This window comes from Yoonia sp. SS1-5, from assembly GCF_038443705.2.
GTDB classification, from domain to species: Bacteria; Pseudomonadota; Alphaproteobacteria; order Rhodobacterales; family Rhodobacteraceae; genus Yoonia; species Yoonia rhodophyticola.
Map to the genome: position 1 here is coordinate 1,648,703 of NZ_CP151767.2, position 19,826 is coordinate 1,668,528.

Below are 19,826 nucleotides of genomic sequence, written 5' to 3' on the forward strand. Positions count from 1 at the left end.
GCAATCGCAACGTCGTAGGATGGGTTTAAACCCATCTTACGCCCTCTGCGCCTGTCGCTGGCCGAAAGGACCTTATGAGCCTGCTTTATGCAATTGGTGATATTCACGGCCAGATGGCCATGCTGGAACATGCTTTGGCGCTGATCGCCGCCGATGGCGGCGACGATGCAAAGGTCGTATTCCTTGGCGACTACACTGATCGCGGCCCCGACAGTCAGGCCGTCATCGACACGCTGATCAAGGGGCGCGAGGCCGGGCGGGACTGGGTGTTCATCAAGGGCAATCATGATCGCCTGTTCAGCAATTTCGTCCGGCACGGGATCGAACATGACCCCCGCGTGAAATCCGGCATCAGTTGGCTGAACCCGCGTCTGGGTGGCACGGCAACGCTGGCCTCTTATGGCGTGACCGGTCAGATGCATTTCGAACGCCCCAGCCAAGATGCCCTTGAAACACTGGCCTATTACACAGGCGACAGTGGGCGGATCACCAAGGATGCGTTGCAGCGCATAGCGCAGCAACACGTCCCGCAATCGCATCTCGATTTTCTGGATGAACTGCCACTGACCTATCAAACCGATGATTTGATTTTTGTTCACGCGGGTCTGCGCCCCGGCATTCCACTGGAAAAGCAAGACCCCGAAGACCTGATCTGGATCCGGGACGGGTTTCTGGAAAGCACCCATGACTTTGGCAAGCTGGTCGTGCATGGACACACGGCACTTGATCATCCCACCCATTTCGGCAATCGCATCGACCTGGACGGCGGCGCGGGCTATGGTAAACCGCTTGTTCCGGCGGTGTTTGAAGGACGGGACTGCTGGCTGCTGACTGACAAGGGCCGGGTCGCCCTGACCCCGTAGCCGCCCGGCAGGTCGGACACTTTTCCGGTTCTCATCGCTGGTTTGGTAGGATATCCCGCGCCAATGCCCGTCACTTTTAAAACACTCGACGCAATGCTGGATCACGGGTTTGATACGGTCATTGATGTCCGCTCACCTGCGGAATTTGCCGCAGACCATGTGCCAGGTGCAATCAACCTCCCCGCCCTGTCAAATGCCGAACGGGCAGAAGTTGGCACAATATACAAGCAGGTCAGCCCTTTTGACGGGCGCAAGATTGGCGCTGCGATGGTGATCCGCAATCTGGCCAATCACCTCGACGGACCATTGTCAGAAAAGGATGGCAGTTGGCGCCCCCTTGTCTATTGCTGGCGAGGCGGTCAGCGGTCAGGCGTTTTTGCCGGCCTGCTGGGTGAGGTCGGATGGCGCGCAGAGACCGTCAAAGGTGGCTACCAGACCTACCGCCGGCTTGTGAACACGGCGCTTTATGATCAACCCTTGGCCCACCGGCTGATCCTGCTGGACGGGAATACAGGCACCGCCAAGACGGAATTGCTGCATCGCCTGGCTGCACGCGGCGTTCAGATGATTGATCTGGAGGGGCTCGCCCGTCACCGCGGTTCGCTGCTGGGCGCCCAGCCGGGCGGACAGCCAGCGCAGAAGGCATTTGAAACCGCCATTGCCAACGCGCTGCGCGGTATGACACCGGACCTGCCTGTTCTGATCGAGGCGGAAAGCAGCAAGATCGGACGGCTTGTCATTCCGCCCAGCCTTTGGGTGGCCATGCTGCAGGCGCCACGCATCGTGCTGGATGTCCCACAGGCAGCCCGCGCGCAATATCTGGCCACGGCCTATCATGATGTGATCGCCGATCCGAACATCGTCGCAACCCGCCTTGCGCCATTGCGGCGCTTGCGCGGGCATCGGGTCGTGGATCGCTGGGTTGCGCTTTCACAGCAGGGGGAGTTGGTCGATCTGTCCTATGCGCTGATGCAGGATCACTACGATCCGGCTTACGAGAAATCCCGCCGGATTGACGACAGGGACATCATCGCACGCATTGCGGCCAACACGCTGGACGATGACGCACAGGAAAAGGCGGCAGATCAGATACTTACCATCCTCAAGGCGCTCTAGGGTCAGGACCCATTCATTCCGCACCGCCAGCGCAGATTTCACGAAATATCGGTGGTTTGGGACGCGCAGGCCATAGTTGTTCTACGGACAAGCGGCCCGCGCCGCTGAGATGAAGTGAAATCTGCGCCCGAAGGGTTTGGCTGATTTTGGCCGTGATCATCGTTGCATCCCCTTGCAATAGAACCACTATTACTGCGGGGCCGCGCCTCGTCACGACCAAAATCGGTCAAACTGGCGGCGTGGAATGAATGGGTCCTGACCCTAAAGTCAGGGCATTAGACAACCCTGATCACATCGCCATCCACGATTTCACCAATGATCGCCGCCGGATATCCAGCCTCGCGCAGTGCAGCAAGCAGCTTGTCCGCGTCCACCGGATCAACGGCGGCAAGCAACCCGCCAGCCGTTTGCGGATCGTACAAAAGATCAAAGGGCGCAGCTTGCAGATGACCGGCCGCTGATTTGTTTTCCGCAAACAGGGTCGAACGTATGCCTGCGCCCGCAAGATCAGACGCACCCTGCATCAGCGGAATATCCGCCTGCCTGATGGTGGCCCCAACGCCAGAGGCCGCGCAGATGCCGCGTAGATGACCGGCAAGACCGAATCCGGTGACATCGGTCATCGCATGCGCCGGTCCCAATATCCGGGCCGCATCACCCTGCCCCTGCGCCATCAGGTCAAGGCAGGCCATCACATCTGCACCGCGGGCCTTGCCTTGCATCTCGGCCGCAAGAACAGTGCCGCTGCCAATCGGTTTGGTCAGGATCAGGCGATCCCCGCTGCGCGCGCCTGCCTGCGTCACCGGCGCATCCGTCAGGCCGGTGACCGTAAAGCCAATTGTCAATTCCTCACCCAGCGAGCTGTGCCCGCCCACGATTTTTGCACCAGCCTCCGCGCAGGTCGCCCGGGCGACGGCCATGATTTCGTGCAGGGTGCGGCGCTGCAAATCATCCGACATGCGGGGCAGAACCAAACCGATGGTCGCGGCTTGTGGCACTGCACCCATTGCCCAGACATCACCCAAGGCATGGATCGCGGCAATACGTGTCATGATAACGGGATCATGACTGAAAGCCCGCAAATGATCGGTGCTGATGACCTGACCGGGCTGAACCTGTGCGGCGTCATCACCAAAGCTGTCGGCAAGGACATCCAGGAGCGCCCCCTTGCCTACCTTGGCGCCACATCCACCGCAGATCGGCTGCGTCCCCAAAAGGTCCTGAAGGCCCAGCGCGGCTGTGCGCGGCACTTTGGGCGGGGCCATCATGGGGAGCTCTGCAAATTGGTCCATGAATTTGCGGTCGATGTAATCCTTGAGCTTCCACAGCAACGGACCCTCGCGGGCTGTGCCAAACTTTTCGGCCAAGGCCGATTTGCGGCCAAGCGATATCAGCTTCAGATAGTCTTTCTGGGCGCGATAAGGGCGCAATTGACCGCCAGACAGAACAGCGCGCAGATTGTCGAACAGGACAGGTGCCTGCCGGACAGCATAGACGCCGGCCTTGGGTCGGGGGTCTGCGGACAGATGCGCGCAATCACCCACAGCAAAGATCGCCGGGTCGCTGGATTGCAAATTCGCGTCCACATTGACAAAGCCCTCATGCAGGGACAGGCCGGTCTGCGCAATCCAGTCATGCGGCTTGGCGCCCGCAGCCCCTGTTGTGAAGTCGCTGCGCAATCTGCGCCCGTCAGACAAAACAACGCCCTGCGCCACGATTTCGGACACGTCTGCATCCTCGATCACGGTGACATCTGCGCCGTTCAGCGCGGCCAACATCTTGGTCCGGGCGGTATGTCCCAGCGCTGTCAGCACGCGGCCGCGGTCAATCAGGCGGACGATTGGTGATCTGCCGCGCAACGCGTGGGCCATGGCCATCGCAAGCTCTGCACCCGCGACACCGCCGCCGATAATCGCAATTTCGGGCGCATCGGCTTGCTTCTGAAATGCGTCCCAGCGCGAGGCAAAAATCCCTAAGGGTTTCGCCGGGACCGCATGCGCCCCAAAACCCGGCATGTCGGGCATGGCCGAGGTGATGCCAACATCAATCGACAGCACGTCAAATCCAACTGGTGGACGCCCCGGCACCGTGACAGTGCGGGCGTCCCGGTCAATGCCGCTGACGGCGCCATTGATCAACCGGGCCCCGGCAAAACGCGCAAGTTTGACCAGATCAATATCCAACTCGTCCCGGGTGTAATGCCCGGCCACAAAGCCGGGCAACATGCCGGAATAAGGTGCCGTTGGCCCCGGATTGATCACGGTCAGCCGCACGCCAGCCAACGGGTTCATCCCCCATTGGCGCAACACCAGCGCATGCGTGTGACCACCGCCGACCAGAACCAGATCACGTGTGAATGGGAAACCCTGCATATGTTTTCTTTAGTCGGCTGCGGGTCAGGGCGAAAGCCAGTGTCCCATCCAGTCATCAGATCGTGAATAGATCGCCCGGCGATGGTCGTCGCCCAGATGCACCGCGTCGATGGTCAGGACCTCGCAATTCAGCACGGCGAAGGCGGCCGGGTCAGGCGTTTTTGAATAATTCAGCGCCTGTTTGATCGGCTGTCCCGGGGCCGGATCAACCCCGTAGCTTAACTTGGAATGCTCTGGCAAATTCGCCCAGATGCTTTTTACTGCGTCGCCCGAGGCGATTTTGACATGCATCGACATCCGGATCTGTAACGCCTTCTCGGCATCCCAGATATGCAGGGCCGCGCGCGGCGTTGCCTGCAGGCTTCTGATCTTGTCCGAGAACAGGTCGGTATAAAACGCCAGCGTCCCATATTCAGTATCAACCGCCCGCAGAACCACCGTGCGCGCCTCGGGCCAGCCCTTTGGCGATACTGTCGCAAAGGTCGGGGTGCGTGTTGGGTGGTCGCTATTGCCGATCCCCTGCACCACGCTGTCCCAGATTTCGGCGTGCAGCGCCTCTAATGTCTCAAACCAATCACTCATACCCGGTCATCTCCAAATACCCATAACCCTGGTGGCTACCGTTTACGTCAACCGGTCCTTCCCAATAAGGGACCGTTGTCGACATCCACGCATCCTCATTGATTGCTTGTACAGTAACGTCAATGCCCTTTGCAGGCAAAACCACCTGCCATCTGACAGGAATCTCCCGCTGCGCCGCATTTTCCAGCGGCGTTGCCGAAAAAGCGCCATCCGGATAGGCGGTGGTGATGCCATCGGGCGCAATATAGGTCGCAGATGTATAGTTGTTCCCATCTGTCTGTTGCAGCCGAAACCCCATCAGTTTTGCCCCATCATCAAAGGACAGTGAAAACCAGTCCCACCCGGTCTGATTGTCCGAGAGCGGCTGGGATGACCATTCCCGATCCAGCCAGGCTGTGCCGGTCACCGCAATATCGCCCGCTGGCAAACTTAACGTACCCGCCACGGAAAAGAATGGCTGCGAGTAGTAGTAAGATGCCTGCCCCGCTGCGGATTTCACCGAATAGCCATCGTCCCCGTGAAACACCAATGGACCTTCGGCGGTCAGCCCAACGTCATAGCTGAAATCCGGCCCGCTGGCACGCATTTGCATCTGGGCCCAGTCCCCCTGCAGCACCCAATCGTCGATCCATGCCTCAAACGGATCGGCCGTCACACCGGCCTGCCCGATCCCGCCGCGGGCCAGCCTTTCGCTGACGAAATGCCGGTCTGGTGTAGTGACGGCAGCATGCCCCATCCAAAGCTGTGGCGTCTGCCAGCCCGTCCCGTCCTCTGGCGCGAGGGCCGAGCGAAACAGCGTCCATTGCAGCCCGTATTTTGTGCCATCCTCTGCAGCCAGATTGGCCGTCAGATACCACCATTCGATCCGGTAGTCAGGATGCGCCCCATGATCCTGCGGAAAGGAAAACTGCGGGTCGGGTTGCGGCACCGCAAAGCCGTCAGCATCACTGCCCAACCCGGCAAACCCCTGTGCGTGCGACGGACCGGCAAGCCAAGCCACCCAAATGGTCAGAACCAGAAAAAGCCTTCTACCGTTCATTGGAAAACACCTTATGCAGATCGGCAGGCGGCGTCCGGGCCAGCCTGGTTGCCGGCCAGATCGCCGCAAGGGCCGCGGCCATCAATGCAAACAGCCCCAAACGCGCATAATCCACCGGAAACAGATACATCGGCAATTCCCATCCAAAGGCTGCCACATTGACGACCGCCAGCAACGCCCAGGCAAGCGCCAGTCCCAGCGGCAGCGCGATCAACGCCGATAGCGCCGCAAGCAGGACTGCCCGGTAAAGCTCCAACCGGCCCAAGGTCGCGCGGGTCATGCCAACGGCCCAGGCTGGCGCCAGTTGCGGAACCCGCATGGCGGCCAGCGTCAGCAGGCTCATCAGGATCGCAAACCCTGCAACAGCAAGGGTCAGCACATTCAATGCAGTTGTCACGGTAAAGGTCCGTTCAAAAATGCTGAGCGAAAATGCCTTGATCCCGGCCTGGTTGATGGTCTGGGCTGCCGGAATGCCGGTTGCGGCCTCAAGTCCTGCGACAAAATCAGGGACCGCCTCTTTTGCAAGGCGCAGGCCAAACCGTGTCGGGGCGATTTGGGGGTAAAGCGTGGCAAAGCTGTCCTCGGCGATCAGGGCCTGACCAATCGGATTGCCATAGTCGCCATAGATGCCCGCAACCGTAAAGGTTGCCCCCTTGATCGTAACGGTATCGCCCAGCCCAAGCCCGCCCCGGCGGGCCAGCTGTTCATTGATCAGGATCGTCTGCCCGGCAAATGTGGTGTCCCACAATGCAGGCGCTGCTTGAAGAAAGATCCAGTTATCGCGGTACGTGGCATGATCGCGGGCGCCGAATATATCGGTGCGCTGCCCGCTGATCATGACCTCGGCGGATTGGATCGGCAAAACCGCGTCGACCCGTCCATCGGCATAGGCAATGACGGCCTGCGCCTCTGCCGCGGTCTTGGTGTCGACGTAAAGCTCGGACGCCAGACGCTGGTCCAGAAAATCGGTGAATGTCAGCCGAAAGCTGGACACCATGGTGGACACGCCAACATTGGCGGCCATCGCCAGCAAAAGCGCCATCAACGCCAGCGACAATCCCGGCAATTGCTGCCGGGTATCGGCCCAGAACCATTGTCCGGTGACAGACCGGGACAGTGCCCCGCCCAATGCCAGCAAACGGTCAAGGATCAATGGCAGGCCCAGCGCTGCTCCAATCAGCAACGCCGCAAGCAATACAAAGCCGCCAAGCAAACCATCCGCTGTGAACATCAACACAAGCGCGATGCCCAAAAGAACAACCGCGACAAGTGCCTGCAGCCGCGCGCCCCGCCCCGCCGCCATCGCCAATGCGCGCGGTTGCGCCCCAGCCAGCAGCGGCATGCGTGACAGTTTGTACAACGCCCCGCTGGCCGCAATGGCCGTACCGCCAAGCGCAATGGCCATGCCCGACACCCACCAGACCGGGCGCAGTTGCAGCGTGCCGGACACATCCGCCCCGTAAAGACCCCGCAATGTTGCCGCCACATCGGGCAAAAGCAGTGCCGCAATGACATAGCCCAGCGCCACACCAATTCCCCCGGCGAGCAGGGCAAAGGCCGCCAATTCTACCCCCATCAGGACCACCAGCCGCCCCAAAGGTACGCCCAGCGCGCGCAAGGTCCGCACCACCGGGCGGCGCTGTTCGAATGCAAGCCCAATCGCCCCGTTGACGATGAAGATGCCCACAGCAAAGGACAACAGCCCAAACGCTGTCAGGTTCAGGTGAAAGCTGTCGGTCAGTTGACCAATATCGGACCCGGCCTGCGCCTGCTGTCGAGTCAGATCGGGGGCAATGCCAGCCAAGGCCGGCTGTCTCTTTGGCTGGACCGGATCAACGATCAGGGCATCAATTTGGGCCGCCTTGCCCAGCAATCGCTGCGCAACCCCAATATCGGTCACCGCAGTGCCCGGTGCGGCATCCGTCGAAATCATAACATCCAGATCGCCCAGACGCTGGGCTGTCTCGGCATTGGCGAATAGCTGCCCTGCCCCGGTCAGAAAGCTTTGCACATCCGTACCTGCGGCCATATCGACCGGGCCGATCCCCGAAGGCGCGGTAAGCGGATCAATCCCGATAATGCGCACACCGTTATACCGGCCCTCGACAACCGGGCTGACAAGCCAGCCCGCCCGCCGCAGCGCGATATATGTGGATTGTGCCAACGGCGTGCCGTCGCTGCGCACCAAGCGATCATATTGCCCCTCGCCCAAGGTGGCCGCCGCTGCGTCATAGCTGGCCCGGGCCTCGGCATTCACGGCCTGCACGCCTGACCAAAGTGCGGTCGCCAGCGCCAGCCCCGTCAGCAGCGTGAAAAGTTGCAAGGGATTGCGCCACCAATGCGACAGCAGGGCTTTCAGGATCGTGCGGTTCATGCGACCTGCCCGGCGCGCAGGTGCAGCCTGCGCGACAGACGCCCCGCCAGTGCCATGGAATGGGTTACCATCAACAGACCCGCGCCGGATTGCGCCACCAGATCAAGCAGCAGGTCCATGACGGTCCCGGCGGTCTGTTCATCCAGATTGCCTGTGGGTTCGTCCGCCAGCACCAAAGATGGCTTAGGGGCAAGCGTGCGCGCAATCGCCACCCGCTGCTGCTGCCCGCCTGACAATTGCTCGGGATATTTTTGCAATTGCGCTTCAAGGCCGAGGCGATTGGCAAGCATCACGCACCATTGCGGGTCATGCCGGTCAGCCAACCGGGCCTGAAACGCAATATTATCCGCGACCTTCAAACTGGGGATCAGGTTGAACTGCTGAAAAACCACGCCGACCTGCCCGCGGCGCAAACTGGCCCTGCCCTTGTCATCAAGTGCCGCAATATCCTGACCGTTCAGTACGATCTGCCCTTGATCGGGCGCATCCAGCCCGCCGATCAGATGCAATAACGTGCTTTTGCCGCTTCCGGACTCACCAGTAAGGGCAAGCGTTTCGCCCGCCTGCAAATCCATACTGACCCCCCTGAGCACGGGAAACGGCCCGTCGGCGGTGGCATAGGTCTTGTGAATATTGTCAACGTGCAGCAGCATTTACCCTCGCGATCTGCGACAGACTTATCACGCAGGATGCCGAAGGAAACCGCCGCGCGACGTTTCGGCGCTGATGAATTCGATCCGGTTTCCGACAGGATCGGTGCTGAAGAAACGTATGACATCGGGCAAGGCCGTGTCCCACAAGACAGGAAAGCCTGCATCGGTCAGCAAACGGGCAAGCCGGTCGATATCGGCCACCCGAAAGGCCGGATGCGCCTTGGTCGCCCGGTGAAAGTCCGGATCCTTGCCGAAATGGATTTCCAGCGCGCCGACCCGTGTCCAGAACCCGCCCCGGCCTTGCAACGCCGCCGGTTTGGCGATTTCGACCATTCCCAAAAGATCGCAATAATAGGCCCGCATCCGGCTTTCGGCGCCAGCAGGGAAGGCCAGTTGAATGTGATCGAGATCGCCAAGCATCGTGGATATCCTTTCGGTATGCAATTGTATACTAAATGCATCCATATTCCAGCCCGTTGATTTGACCTGACGTTTTTCTGTCTCTCCATGCTTGCGCCACATATGATGTAAACAAGCAAAGATGGGGGGTTGAGATGTCTGACATTGTGATTTTGGGCGGTGCGCGCACGGCCATCGGCACGTTTAGCGGGTCGCTGGCAGGGACAACGCCCATCGCATTGGGAACTGTCGTCGCGAAGGCCGCATTGGCACGCGCAGGTGTCGCGGGGCCGCAGATCGGTCATGTGGCCATGGGACATGTGATCAACACCGAACCGCGCGACATGTATGTCAGCCGGGTTGCGGCCATGCAGGCCGGCATCCCCGAAAGCACGCCTGCGATGAATGTGAACAGGCTCTGCGGCTCAGGCGTGCAGGCAATTGTCTCTGTCATGCAATCGCTGCAACTGGGGGATGCCGAATTCGGCCTTGCCGGTGGATCAGAATGTATGAGCAGATCACCCCATATCGTCTCAGACCAACGCTGGGGCGCAAAAATGGGGGACATCCGAAGCCAGGATATGATGCTGGGCGCACTGAACTGTCCGTTTGGCACCGGGCATATGGGTGTAACCGCAGAAAACGTCGCGACCGAACATCATGTCAGCCGCGCGGATCAGGATGCATTTGCCTTGCAAAGTCAGTCGCGCGCAGCGGCGGCCATGCAGGCGGGGTATTTCGAGGACCAAATCGTGCCAGTATCCGTCCGGCGCAAACGCGAGATGGTCGATTTCGCCGTTGACGAACATCCCAAGGCCACCACGGCCGAGGCGCTGGCAGGTCTGCGCCCGGTCTTTCAAAAGGATGGATCCGTGACTGCCGGCAACGCGTCCGGGCTAAACGATGGGGCGGCGGCAATCGTCATGGCAACGGCTGATGCGGCAGCCAAAGCGGGCATTGCGCCGGCATTCCGGGTCTTGGGCTATGCCCATGCCGGCGTTCGCCCCGAGGTGATGGGGATCGGCCCGGTGCCGGCCGTTCGGCGGTTGCTTGAAAAAACCGGTCTGTCTGTTGACGATTTCGATGTCATTGAATCGAACGAGGCCTTCGCCGCACAGGCCCTTGCCGTGTCGCGGGAGTTGGGGCTGGACCCGGCAAAGGTCAACCCCAATGGCGGCGCGATTGCGCTGGGGCATCCGGTTGGGGCAACGGGTGCCATCATTACTGTCAAAGCCATGTATGAATTGACCCGGATCGCTGGTCATCGCGCCTTGATCACAATGTGCATTGGCGGCGGACAGGGGATCGCACTGGCAATCGAACGGCTTTGAGGCCGCGCCGCGCTGGTTAGCCAAGGTCGACCAGCCGGGCCTCTTGCCTGGTCAGGGTCCGGCGGGCGCCGATCATGTGGTGATGGGCATCGGTCAGCTCTGGAAAGAGGGCCATCAACTCTGCCCGCGTCTGCGGGGCAAGCGCACCGATGGATTGCTGACCGGGGTGAAAACTTTCGCTGAGCAACCCCTCGGACCAGATCAGTTGATGGGCATCAAACAGTAGATGCACATATGTGATGCCCGCCTTTGGGGTCACAACGCGCACTTGCCGCTGATGGGTCAGATGTTTGGCGGGCACAAGAACCTGCGGTTCCCCAAAAAGATATTCGGCCTTCCAGTGATCAACGACAATACGATGCTGGGGCGAGACCCGGATCGGGCGGAGCGGTATACCGGGACCAAATGCATCTGCGTCAATCTCGATCGGGCGAAAGTCGGGGGCGGCGCGCAGGTCGCCCGCACTGAACGTGACCTGCCCGGTCCACCGGACGGGTTGCAAGCCATTATCAAGCGTCCTGACCCGATCACCCACCATGATATCCCGCACCGGGCGCGGCCCGTCTGCGGTTTCAATCAACGTGTCTGCGCAAAAACACGGGGGCGACGCATAGGCAGCGTAAGGTGTTGTGGACCCGGTGGGCCCTTCTGAAGTGCCTGTGACCAGCAGCGGGGTATTGATCGGCGGAAAGCCTGCAACAGGGCCGACAAATGCCAGCCCTTCTACCGTCGAATAGGCTGCACCCGGGGCTGCGGCGTTGATGTTGAACCCGATCAGCGTGTATTCATTGCCGTCGGGATCTTCGACTGTGACGGTATATTCGGCCTCAACCGGCGTGTCGTCGAAATAGTTGACACCACCGAATGTCTGGTTGCCATTGAGGGTTTGCGTGACTTCGTTATCCTCGAAATTGGCGTCACCATCATCAATGCTTATCGCAGTCCAGGCATTGCTGTTCAGGGTGATCGTCAGCCCATCCAGATGACTGGCATCACCCTGCCCTGAATTGCCAAGCGTCTCGCCGCTAGACACACTGATCTCACCCGCATCAAGCGCAAAGAGTGTGAAAATGGGCATGTTTCAGGCAACTCCGATCCGAATCACAACGATCTTGGCGTTATATCGTTAAGGAACGCGCAATCGCATATCGGGCGGCGCGCAGGGATCATTCTTTGGGCAAGCGCGGCTGATCCGCGACAGGTATCGGGCTGCCTAATACAGCCACAGCGTGTATGTGATAAGCGATGCGCAGGTTTATCTTGCATTGATACATAAGGCGTGCCTTATATTAGAAATGCCTTATGAAGACCAGTTTTCAGCGCTTTCGCACCCGTTGCGACAGAACATACTGCATCTTCTGACCCGCGCGCCGGCGTCGGTCGGTGATCTGACTGATCAGCTTGACGCGTCGCAACCTGTCGTGTCCCAGCACCTGAAGGTCCTGCGCGAGGCCGGACTTATCAGGGTCACGCCCGACGGCATGCGACGCATCTACCGTATTGAAACCGACAGTCTGGAGGCGCTTCGGCATTATCTGCAACAGCATTGGCTGGCAGCACTTGGCGATCTTGGGCCAAAGGATTGATGATGATGCATGACCCTATCGAAGTCGTTGTGGTTCTGAACACCACCCAATCAGCAGCCTTTCAGGCATTTGTGACAGATGTAGGCCGCTGGTGGCCGGTCGCGTCCTTTTCCGTCGCAGGCGGGTCCGTTGTGATGGAGCCACGTTTGGGCGGACAGATCATCGAAACCGCCAGCGACGGCGCGAAACATGTCTGGGGACATATCACCGCGTGGGAAGAGAACCGCCATATTGCCCTGTCATGGTATGTCGGGGGCAAGGATGCCGTTCCAACCGATATTTCCGTGCGCTTTGCGCCTACCGATGACGGGCGCACTGGCGTGACACTGGTGCACGACGGATGGGCGGCGCTTGGTGCGCGCGCCGCTGACATCCGCAAGAACTACATACGCGGCTGGTCCGCTATTCTGGGCGAGGCTTTTGCCGCATATGCCGCAGATCACTGTCCCCCGCTTACCTAGAAAGGAATGTCCATGTCCGACGTCATCATCTTTGGCTTGCCCCCCAGCAGCTATGTGCGCACCGCGCTGATGGTCTGCGAGAGTAAGGGGGTCGCGTATCGGCTGCAGCCGGTCGATTTCCGTGATCCCGCCTACCGGGCTCAGCATCCTTTTGGCAAAATGCCTGCGATGCAGCACGGGGATGTGACGCTTTATGAGGCGCTTGCAATCGCGACCTATGTTGATGAGGTTCTGGATGGGCCGGCACTGCAGCCTGCCGATCCCGTGGGTCGGGCGCGGATGCTGCAATGGGTCAGCGCGACAAATGACTACATCTATGACAGCGTTGTCCGCCACTGTGTCACCGAACGTTTCGTCAAGCCGATGCGCGGGCTGGAACCGGATACCGACCTGATTGCCGCCGCCCTGCCCCGGATCACCGAACATGTCAGCATCATGGATGATGCGCTGGATGGATCGGACTATCTGTGCGGCGCAAAGCTCAGCCTGGCTGATCTGTTTCTGGCCCCGGTGATGCATTACCTCGCCGCCACCCCCGAGGGGCGCGACCTGCTGCCTTCGCGCAAGAATATCGTGGCCTGGCAGAGCCGGATGGCCGATACGCCCAAGTTTGATCAGATCAACAGCCTGGGCTGATTATCCGGCAGTTTCTGGATAGTCGCGCAGAAAGACCCACTTGTTGCCCTCTGACAGGTCGGGATCAAACTGGTAGCCGCCTGCAGCAAATGACTTGATATCGGCAGCTTGTGTCAGGCGGTTCTCGATGATGTACCGGGCCATTGCACCCCGCGCGCGTTTGGCAAAGAAGCTGACAATGCGGGGGCGATCATCCTTAAGTTCCATGAAACTAGGGGTGATCACATTCAGCCGCAGCGCCTTGCGATCCGCAGCGCCGAAATATTCCTGACTTGCGCAGTTAATCAACGTATCGGTATCCAGCGCGGCAGCCTGCGCGTTCAGGGCCTTGGCGATCGTATCACCCCAATAATCATAGAGCGACTTGCCCCGCCGGGTTTTGAGCCGGCTGCCCATTTCCAACCGGTAGGGCTGGATCGCATCAAGCGGGCGCAGCAGGCCATAGAGCCCCGATAGAATGCACAGATGATCCTGCGCCCAGGCCAGGTCAGCATCTGACAATGTCTTGGCCTCAAGGCCCTGATATGTGTCGCCATTGAAAGCCAGCGCAGCCGCCTTGATCTGGTCTGGCGCGGGGTCTGCGGCAAAGACCTTGAACCGGTCGCGATTGAGGCGGGCAAGATCATCTGACAGCCCCATCAGCCCCTTGAGATCCCGCAGGGTCAGATTGCGGGCGGTTTTTGCCAGACTGACGGCCTCGCGCTGGAACGCAGGCTGCGTGGTGGCAACCGTCGCGGGTTCCATATCAAGTGATTTTGCGGGCGAAATGGTAACGAGCATGACAAACCTCCTTCGGGACTTGAGGGAGATGTATCACCGTCAGCGCCAAGGACCAGTCCCTGTGACGTTTCGGGTCAGGATGTTGGAACCAGTTAGAACTGTCACCGGGCGTCCCCGGCAGAGGTGTCACCACAGGCGTTGAGGGGGCAAAGCCTGACAGGGTGACGAACTTAGCTATCGCACCCCTGGCTGGCGTGCCTTTTCACGGGCTTGGCCGTACGCGCCAAACCCGTTGAACCCTCGCGCAGCGCAGGAAACATCAGGAGCCCATGACGTTTTTTTCTTTCAAACAGTCCAAAAACCGACGCCTCGCAAAACGAAGATCCATTACCTCTGTGTTGGAGGAAAATCTCATGGCAACGCGCGGTTACTGTCTGTGTAAAAGAACAAGCTGGGTCTACCACGGGGATCAAACATGGGCTTGCTATTGCCACTGTGATGATTGCCGTCGAAACTGCGCGGCCCCGGTGGTGGCATGGTTTGGTGTGCCAATAGAAAATTTTGAATGGACTGGCGATAAACCAAATACCTTTGAAAGCTCCAAAGGCGTTTTCCGACATTTCTGCGGAGCATGTGGGTGACCCACCGGATTTGAAGCTGACCATTATCCGGGTGGAATGCACCTCTATGCCGCCTCGCTCGAAAACCCGGAGGCGTTTAAGCCAACCTTCCATGTCAACAAGCAAAGTCGGTTGCACTGGCTTCAAATGTCGGATGACCTTGATGCGTTCGAGGGCACATTGCTACACGCATCGAATGACCCGGACGGCTATCGTTAGCCTGACGCCGCCAAGTTCGAAAACAGCAGTATAGCCTGCGTTCAGGGCGCCGGTCAGTGTGAAGTTACGCGCAGCTTGTGCTGGCCGCAGCTCTTTCAGGGCGCCTGCGCGGATAACCACCCAGCCCCTGTCCGCACCTCCTCATTCTGTTTAAGGTGAGAGAGACATTCCGGGATTGCGCGCGGGTGCCATTTTTGCTTTGCCGCTGCATCAAGAGCTTAGTTTAACTGAACCTGCAACGGGTACTGCCCGTCTTCGAACGGACCAAACAAATCATCCAGATCGGGGTGGTCGACCGGTTCGCCGGAATAATCCGCAACAAGGTTTTGTTCAGACACATAGGCTACATAAAAGCTCTGCTCATTTTCGGCGAGCAAATGATAGAACGGCTGATCTTTCTTGGGGCGGCTGTCTTCGGGGATCGCATTGTACCATGCGTCGGTGTTCGAAAACATGGCATCCACGTCAAAGACCACACCCCGAAAAGGGTGTTTGCGGTGGCGGACCACTTGACCGAGATGATATTTCGCACGCGTTTTGAACATTTAACATGTACCCCACGCCTCATATAAGGCCACAAGGGGCGAAAAGTCCAGATTCACCGTTAGAATTAGACGGAAACAGTTTGTGAACATCGCACTGACAGTATTGAACATTACGGCCCCGGTTTTCTTGCTCGCAGCGGTCGGTTTCTTTTGGGTAAAGCTCGGTTTTGAGTACCGGGTTGAGTTCGTCACACGGCTTGCGATGACCCTGTCAGTGCCGTGTCTGATCTTTGTGGCCCTGATCCGCACCGAGATCGCGCCAGAGGCGCTGGCCGCGATATCGCTTGCGTCATTGGGGGCCTATGCGGTGGTGATGGTGGGATGTCTGGTGCTGGTCCGGCTTCTGCGGCTGGATGTGGCGACCTATGTGGCGCCCCTGTCATTTGGCAATACCGGCAATCTCGGCCTGCCGCTTGCGCTGTTTGCATTTGGGGAAATCGGGTTGGGCTATGCGGTTGTCGTCTTCGCCGTGATGGCCATCTTGTCGTTTACCATCGGGATTTGGCTGGTGTCGGGCGGCGGATCGCTTGTCCGGGTTGTCAAGGAACCGCTGGTTGCGGCCACCCTGCTGGGGGCATTGTTTCTGTGGCAGGGGTGGCAGACGCCCGCATTTCTGACCAATGCGATGGATCTGATCGGACAGATGGCGATCCCGATGATGCTGATCACCTTGGGTGTGGCCATCGCGCGGCTGCAGACCAAGGCCATCGGACAGGCGATTATCCTGTCGGTGATCAAGGTGCTGATCTGCGTGGCAGCAGGGTGGGCGGCGACACGTGTCTTCGATCTGGAACCTGTGGCGGCGGCCGTGCTGATCGTTCAATTGGCCACACCCGTCGCGGTGACGTCCTATCTGCTGGCCGAAAAATACGGCACTGACGCCATGCCTGTTGCAGGCCTTGTCGTTGTCTCGACCGTGCTGTCGGTGATCGCTTTACCGCTGATCCTGGCCTTTGTGATCTGATCTGCGCACCTTTATCGTTCACACAGCGCCACTGATCCGCTATCGTAAGAAAAAAATAACAGAAGCGAGAGGCAAATGAGCAGTTTCTTTCGCGCGATGATCGTGGTGCTGGCGTTGGGCAGTTGCAGCGGAGGTGGGGGCTATGGCTCTGCGCCGCGCAATCTGGATGACGCTTGCAGTATCGTATCGCAGCGCCCTGAATATCTTCGCGCGTTCAAAACGGTTGAGCGCAAATATGGTGTCCCGGTGCCATCGCTGATGGCGATCATCTACCAGGAAAGCAAATTCATCTCGGATAACCGGACCCCGCACCAATATGCGCTGGGGGTCATTCCGGTGGGGCGGCAATCATCCGCGTTCGGTTACTCGCAGGCCTTGGACGGCACCTGGAAGGAATACCAGGCCGAGGTTGGTGGCCGCCGTGCCCGGCGCGACGACATTCGGGCCGCGACGGATTTCATGGGCTGGTACATGCAGCAAACCGTCGAAGAAACGGGTGTGCCGATCAATGACACCCGCAATCAGTATCTGGCCTATCACGACGGGCGCACCGGGTTCCTGCGCGGGACCTGGCGATCAAAAAGCTGGTTGATCCGGATCGCCGGCGAAGTCGAGACGCGCGCCGTCCTCTACGACACGCAGCTGCGATCCTGCGGCAAACGCTAAAGCGTTAGGCGATATTCGATGTATCAGGTATTTCGTCAAACGCTATAGACATGAAAAAGGCGGCCGTCGGGGCCGCCTTTTTTTGTGCCTGTGCAGGCCGCTTTAGGGGTTCCAGTCGCGGGTCGCGGCGATGATGTTGAACCGTGTGTCCGGAATACTTCCGCCCGAGATCAGATCGTTCAGGATCACGGTCGTCTGCGTACCGGTATCGTCGGTAACGATCCATTGACGCAGCTCAACCGGGTTGGCGGTAAACACCATCTGGATGTTGCCATATTGCGGATTGTCCGGGTCCTGGGCCGTGATCGTCGTCGTCGTTCCATCAGAGGTCTGCCCCGTCACCATCCGCGCGCGCCCCAGATCAACGTTGCTTGCAAGAATAATGCTGAGCGGGGTCCGGTTCAGCGGGAATTTTTCTGGCCCCGTGTTCGAGCGCGGATCAAAGACAGCCAGCTGCCCCCCTTGCGCAATCACCAGCGACTTGTCAGGCGGATTGTATTCGAACCGAATGCGCCCGGGCCGCTTGATATAAACGGTGCCGGTTGAAAGGGTCCCGTCGGCGTTGATCTGCGTGAACCCGCCTTGGGCCGTCTGCAACTGGTTGAGGTATTGCGAAACCTGCGCGAGGCTTAGCTGCTGCGCCGTTGCCGCCCCCGACCAGAGCGCCATAAGCGCTACAATCGCCAATGCGAGGATACGTTTGGTCATAACTTCTACCTATGTGTTACCGGTGCCGTGTCTGCACGGCTTAGATAGGGCACACAACAGCAGTTTTGACCCCGCTAGGCGATATCACGCCGGGTGATTACCGATAACAGGACGGCCTTTGTCCGAGTTATGGGAATTTAGGGTCCTGACCCTAGCGCACCCAGACTTCGACGCGGGTATCTGTTTCACTGGTGATCTGCCCTTCATAGCAGGCCACCTGCGCAACTGGGCCAAAGCCATAGGCCGAAAATGTCAGGTTGTTGTCTGCAATGACATCCGCCGCAAACTGACCAAACGCGGCCTGCATTTCCAAGGCCGCACGGTTGGATACCTCTACTGCAGCTTGCGCACCGTTTTCGCTGGTGCCGAGGCCGACAAAGATGATCTCGCGTCCCTCATAGGCTGGCAGGGACAGGGTATCTGCCAGATTGCGGAACATCGCGCGGTTCCAGCCGCCTTCGGGGCCAGAGGCGGCGCCGCCAATCATCGTATGCGACAATCGATCCGCATCAAACAACACCTCGAACATCTGACCTGCCGCAGGCTTGGCCGCATCATCCAGCGCAGACGTCAGGATATTTGAGACGCGGGCATTGTTGATGTCCTGGTCCTCGAACACGCCGGTCCGATCAAGGAAACCGGCAGCGGTGACCTGCTCGGTCGCGGCAGCGTCAGAGGCGAAATCGAACAATTCGGTCATCAGACCGGTCGTCGGCGCACGGTCAAATCGGGCCATGACGGGCCGGATCAGCGGGTAGTCCCCGGACACGATATTGAAGGCTGTTGGATCAACAGGCACGCCGCATGTGCCTGCCACCGGCACGGTTGCGTCTGGCTGCGCGTTTTCAAGCGCCAGGATACTGACGCTTCCCGGGAACTGTCCGACAGATGTGGCAATGCTGGCCTCATCGGCCATCGTCAGCACAGTGTCGGCAATCGACTTGCCTGCCGGTTCCATGACGATACGGATCATTTCGCGACGCAGTTGCGCATCAGCGGGCAGTTGCAGGGGCAATATGCGCAGGTCCGGACCGCCCAGTTCCGACCAATTGGTGATTTCGCCCGCGTAGATCGCGGCGAGATCGTCAACCGAAATCGCGGGCAGGCCAACATCCGGGGACATGACCACTGCAAAGGCTTTAAGCGCCAGCAATTGATGGCTCAACGGGCCGGTCAACGCCCAATCGCCGGGGCCGGAATATTCGGGGGTCGAGAGGCCATGGGTTGATACGGTGACAATCTCGATATCGCCATCGCCGCCCTCATCGCCAATTGTCAGGCTTGCGGTCTGGTTCAGCGATGGGTTTGACAGGCCAATCTGGCCCGGGGTGGACAAGGACAAGCTGCCGGATGTGTCGCTCGCCACTGCGAAACCGGCCGCAACCGCATTGAAAAGCGCCGCGTTCTCGGCCGTCTCAAAGCTGATCGTCATCTGATCATCGCGCAATTCGCCCGGGGCCTGCGGGGCCGGCTCATTTGCAATTGCGGCTGCGACGGCGGCATTTGTGGCCTCGCTTGAATTATCGGTATCTGCCGTATCGTCACCACTGTCGAGGATTTCGATCGCGGCCCCGGCAATATAGATATTCTGGAATGTTGAAGGGCTGAGGCCAAGGCTGGCATCAGCCAGCGCAGTCAGGCAGTTGGTCCCGTAACAGGAAACAACCGCGGCAGGCACACCAACGGGACCAACGGATGTCTCGACCGTCAAAATCGTCCCGTCAAACGCGAGAATCTCGCCAACAACGCTGATCAGCCCGTCGTCTGAACGCAGATCGACCGGTTCAGCCAGCAACGCGGCGGGCGCGGCTGTGCATAGCAAAGCTGTGGCAATTTTCTTCAACATGCGGTCTCAAAGCTCCAGTAGCGTAGATGTGGTCGTCTTGCAGGCCAGTCGCGCCCACAATCAATTCAGCGTCATTACAACATTGAATGCGGGCAGAATTTGGATGATTAGCACGATATTCAACAA

The 19,826-nt window shown here is 59.3% G+C and carries 20 protein-coding genes; 9 read left to right on the top strand and 11 right to left on the bottom strand.

The genetic code is table 11. The features are described 5' to 3' along the window. The first annotated feature begins 74 nt into the window (after positions 1-74). Together AABB31_RS09810 and mnmH are read left to right on the top strand one after the other, a co-directional pair. Positions 75-863: a metallophosphoesterase gene (locus AABB31_RS09810; RefSeq protein WP_342078326.1), complete on the top strand. Its 789-nt coding sequence runs from the start codon at positions 75-77 to the stop codon at positions 861-863. Positions 864-926: 63 nt separating this feature from the next. Continuing rightward, complete coding sequence (gene mnmH, locus AABB31_RS09815) at positions 927-1,979, top strand: tRNA 2-selenouridine(34) synthase MnmH (protein ID WP_373635696.1); 1,053 nt, start codon at positions 927-929, stop codon at positions 1,977-1,979. 275 nt (positions 1,980-2,254) lie between these two features. On the opposite strand, the gene selD is transcribed toward mnmH, so the two are convergent. From selD to AABB31_RS09845, 6 genes are read right to left on the bottom strand one after another with little or no spacing between them, the layout of a single operon-like run. After that, a complete protein-coding gene (gene selD / locus AABB31_RS09820; protein WP_342078324.1) occupies positions 2,255-4,351 on the bottom strand; it encodes a selenide, water dikinase SelD in 2,097 nt (698 codons plus the stop codon). 24 nt (positions 4,352-4,375) lie between these two features. Beyond that, positions 4,376-4,933 (bottom strand): pyridoxamine 5'-phosphate oxidase family protein, encoded by a 558-nt coding sequence (locus AABB31_RS09825; protein ID WP_342078323.1) that lies wholly within the window; start codon positions 4,931-4,933, stop codon positions 4,376-4,378. After that, the gene (locus AABB31_RS09830) at positions 4,926-5,972 is read right to left on the bottom strand and encodes a lipocalin-like domain-containing protein (protein ID WP_342078322.1); all 1,047 of its coding nucleotides are present in this window, start codon (positions 5,970-5,972) and stop codon (positions 4,926-4,928) included. The genes AABB31_RS09825 and AABB31_RS09830 overlap by 8 nt, the downstream gene beginning before the upstream one ends. Next, on the bottom strand, positions 5,962-8,346 hold the full coding sequence (locus AABB31_RS09835; RefSeq protein WP_342078321.1) for an FtsX-like permease family protein: 2,385 nt from the start codon (positions 8,344-8,346) through the stop codon (positions 5,962-5,964). Before AABB31_RS09835 ends, AABB31_RS09830 begins: the two co-directional genes overlap by 11 nt. After that, entirely contained in the window at positions 8,343-8,999 is a 657-nt protein-coding gene (locus AABB31_RS09840) for an ABC transporter ATP-binding protein (RefSeq protein WP_342078320.1), read from the bottom strand. Before AABB31_RS09840 ends, AABB31_RS09835 begins: the two co-directional genes overlap by 4 nt. 27 nt (positions 9,000-9,026) lie before the next feature. After that, on the bottom strand, positions 9,027-9,419 hold the full coding sequence (locus AABB31_RS09845) for a glyoxalase (protein WP_342078319.1): 393 nt from the start codon (positions 9,417-9,419) through the stop codon (positions 9,027-9,029). Positions 9,420-9,553: 134 nt separating this feature from the next. Here AABB31_RS09845 and bktB point away from each other — a divergent pair, with 134 nt between their 5' ends. Continuing rightward, positions 9,554-10,729 carry a beta-ketothiolase BktB gene (bktB, locus tag AABB31_RS09850; protein WP_342078318.1) on the top strand — a complete coding sequence of 392 codons (1,176 nt, stop codon included), beginning with the start codon at positions 9,554-9,556 and terminating at the stop codon, positions 10,727-10,729. Between the two features lie 16 nt (positions 10,730-10,745). On the opposite strand, the gene AABB31_RS09855 is transcribed toward bktB, so the two are convergent. Then, complete coding sequence (locus AABB31_RS09855; RefSeq protein ID WP_342078317.1) at positions 10,746-11,807, bottom strand: Hint domain-containing protein; 1,062 nt, start codon at positions 11,805-11,807, stop codon at positions 10,746-10,748. 217 nt (positions 11,808-12,024) lie between these two features. Here AABB31_RS09855 and AABB31_RS09860 point away from each other — a divergent pair, with 217 nt between their 5' ends. The 3 genes from AABB31_RS09860 to AABB31_RS09870 are packed head-to-tail and all read left to right on the top strand — an operon-like array spanning position 12,025 to position 13,412. Further along, complete coding sequence (locus tag AABB31_RS09860) at positions 12,025-12,315, top strand: metalloregulator ArsR/SmtB family transcription factor (protein ID WP_342078316.1); 291 nt, start codon at positions 12,025-12,027, stop codon at positions 12,313-12,315. After that, positions 12,315-12,776, top strand: a complete 462-nt coding sequence (locus AABB31_RS09865; protein ID WP_342078315.1) for an SRPBCC domain-containing protein — start codon at positions 12,315-12,317, stop codon at positions 12,774-12,776. The genes AABB31_RS09860 and AABB31_RS09865 overlap by 1 nt, the downstream gene beginning before the upstream one ends. Before the next feature lie 12 nt (positions 12,777-12,788). Beyond that, positions 12,789-13,412 carry a glutathione S-transferase family protein gene (locus AABB31_RS09870; protein ID WP_342078314.1) on the top strand — a complete coding sequence of 208 codons (624 nt, stop codon included), beginning with the start codon at positions 12,789-12,791 and terminating at the stop codon, positions 13,410-13,412. Here the strand turns inward: AABB31_RS09870 and yaaA are convergent, their stop codons facing one another. Next, entirely contained in the window at positions 13,413-14,192 is a 780-nt protein-coding gene (gene yaaA, locus AABB31_RS09875; RefSeq protein ID WP_342078313.1) for a peroxide stress protein YaaA, read from the bottom strand. Positions 14,193-14,545: 353 nt separating this feature from the next. Here yaaA and AABB31_RS09880 point away from each other — a divergent pair, with 353 nt between their 5' ends. Then, complete coding sequence (locus AABB31_RS09880; protein WP_373635799.1) at positions 14,546-14,773, top strand: GFA family protein; 228 nt, start codon at positions 14,546-14,548, stop codon at positions 14,771-14,773. A 416-nt stretch (positions 14,774-15,189) separates the two neighbouring features. On the opposite strand, the gene hspQ is transcribed toward AABB31_RS09880, so the two are convergent. Continuing rightward, positions 15,190-15,516, bottom strand: a complete 327-nt coding sequence (gene hspQ, locus AABB31_RS09885; RefSeq protein ID WP_342078311.1) for a heat shock protein HspQ — start codon at positions 15,514-15,516, stop codon at positions 15,190-15,192. 82 nt (positions 15,517-15,598) lie between these two features. On the opposite strand from hspQ, the gene AABB31_RS09890 reads away from it, so the two are divergent. Beyond that, entirely contained in the window at positions 15,599-16,480 is an 882-nt protein-coding gene (locus tag AABB31_RS09890) for an AEC family transporter (RefSeq protein WP_342078310.1), read from the top strand. Positions 16,481-16,555: 75 nt separating this feature from the next. Continuing rightward, positions 16,556-17,146, top strand: a complete 591-nt coding sequence (locus tag AABB31_RS09895; RefSeq protein ID WP_342078309.1) for a transglycosylase SLT domain-containing protein — start codon at positions 16,556-16,558, stop codon at positions 17,144-17,146. Between the two features lie 102 nt (positions 17,147-17,248). On the opposite strand, the gene AABB31_RS09900 is transcribed toward AABB31_RS09895, so the two are convergent. Together AABB31_RS09900 and AABB31_RS09905 are read right to left on the bottom strand one after the other, a co-directional pair. After that, positions 17,249-17,854, bottom strand: a complete 606-nt coding sequence (locus tag AABB31_RS09900) for an outer membrane lipoprotein carrier protein LolA (RefSeq protein ID WP_342078308.1) — start codon at positions 17,852-17,854, stop codon at positions 17,249-17,251. A gap of 151 nt (positions 17,855-18,005) precedes the next feature. Then, complete coding sequence (locus AABB31_RS09905; protein ID WP_342078307.1) at positions 18,006-19,700, bottom strand: substrate-binding domain-containing protein; 1,695 nt, start codon at positions 19,698-19,700, stop codon at positions 18,006-18,008. Between the last annotated feature and the right edge of the window lie 126 nt (positions 19,701-19,826).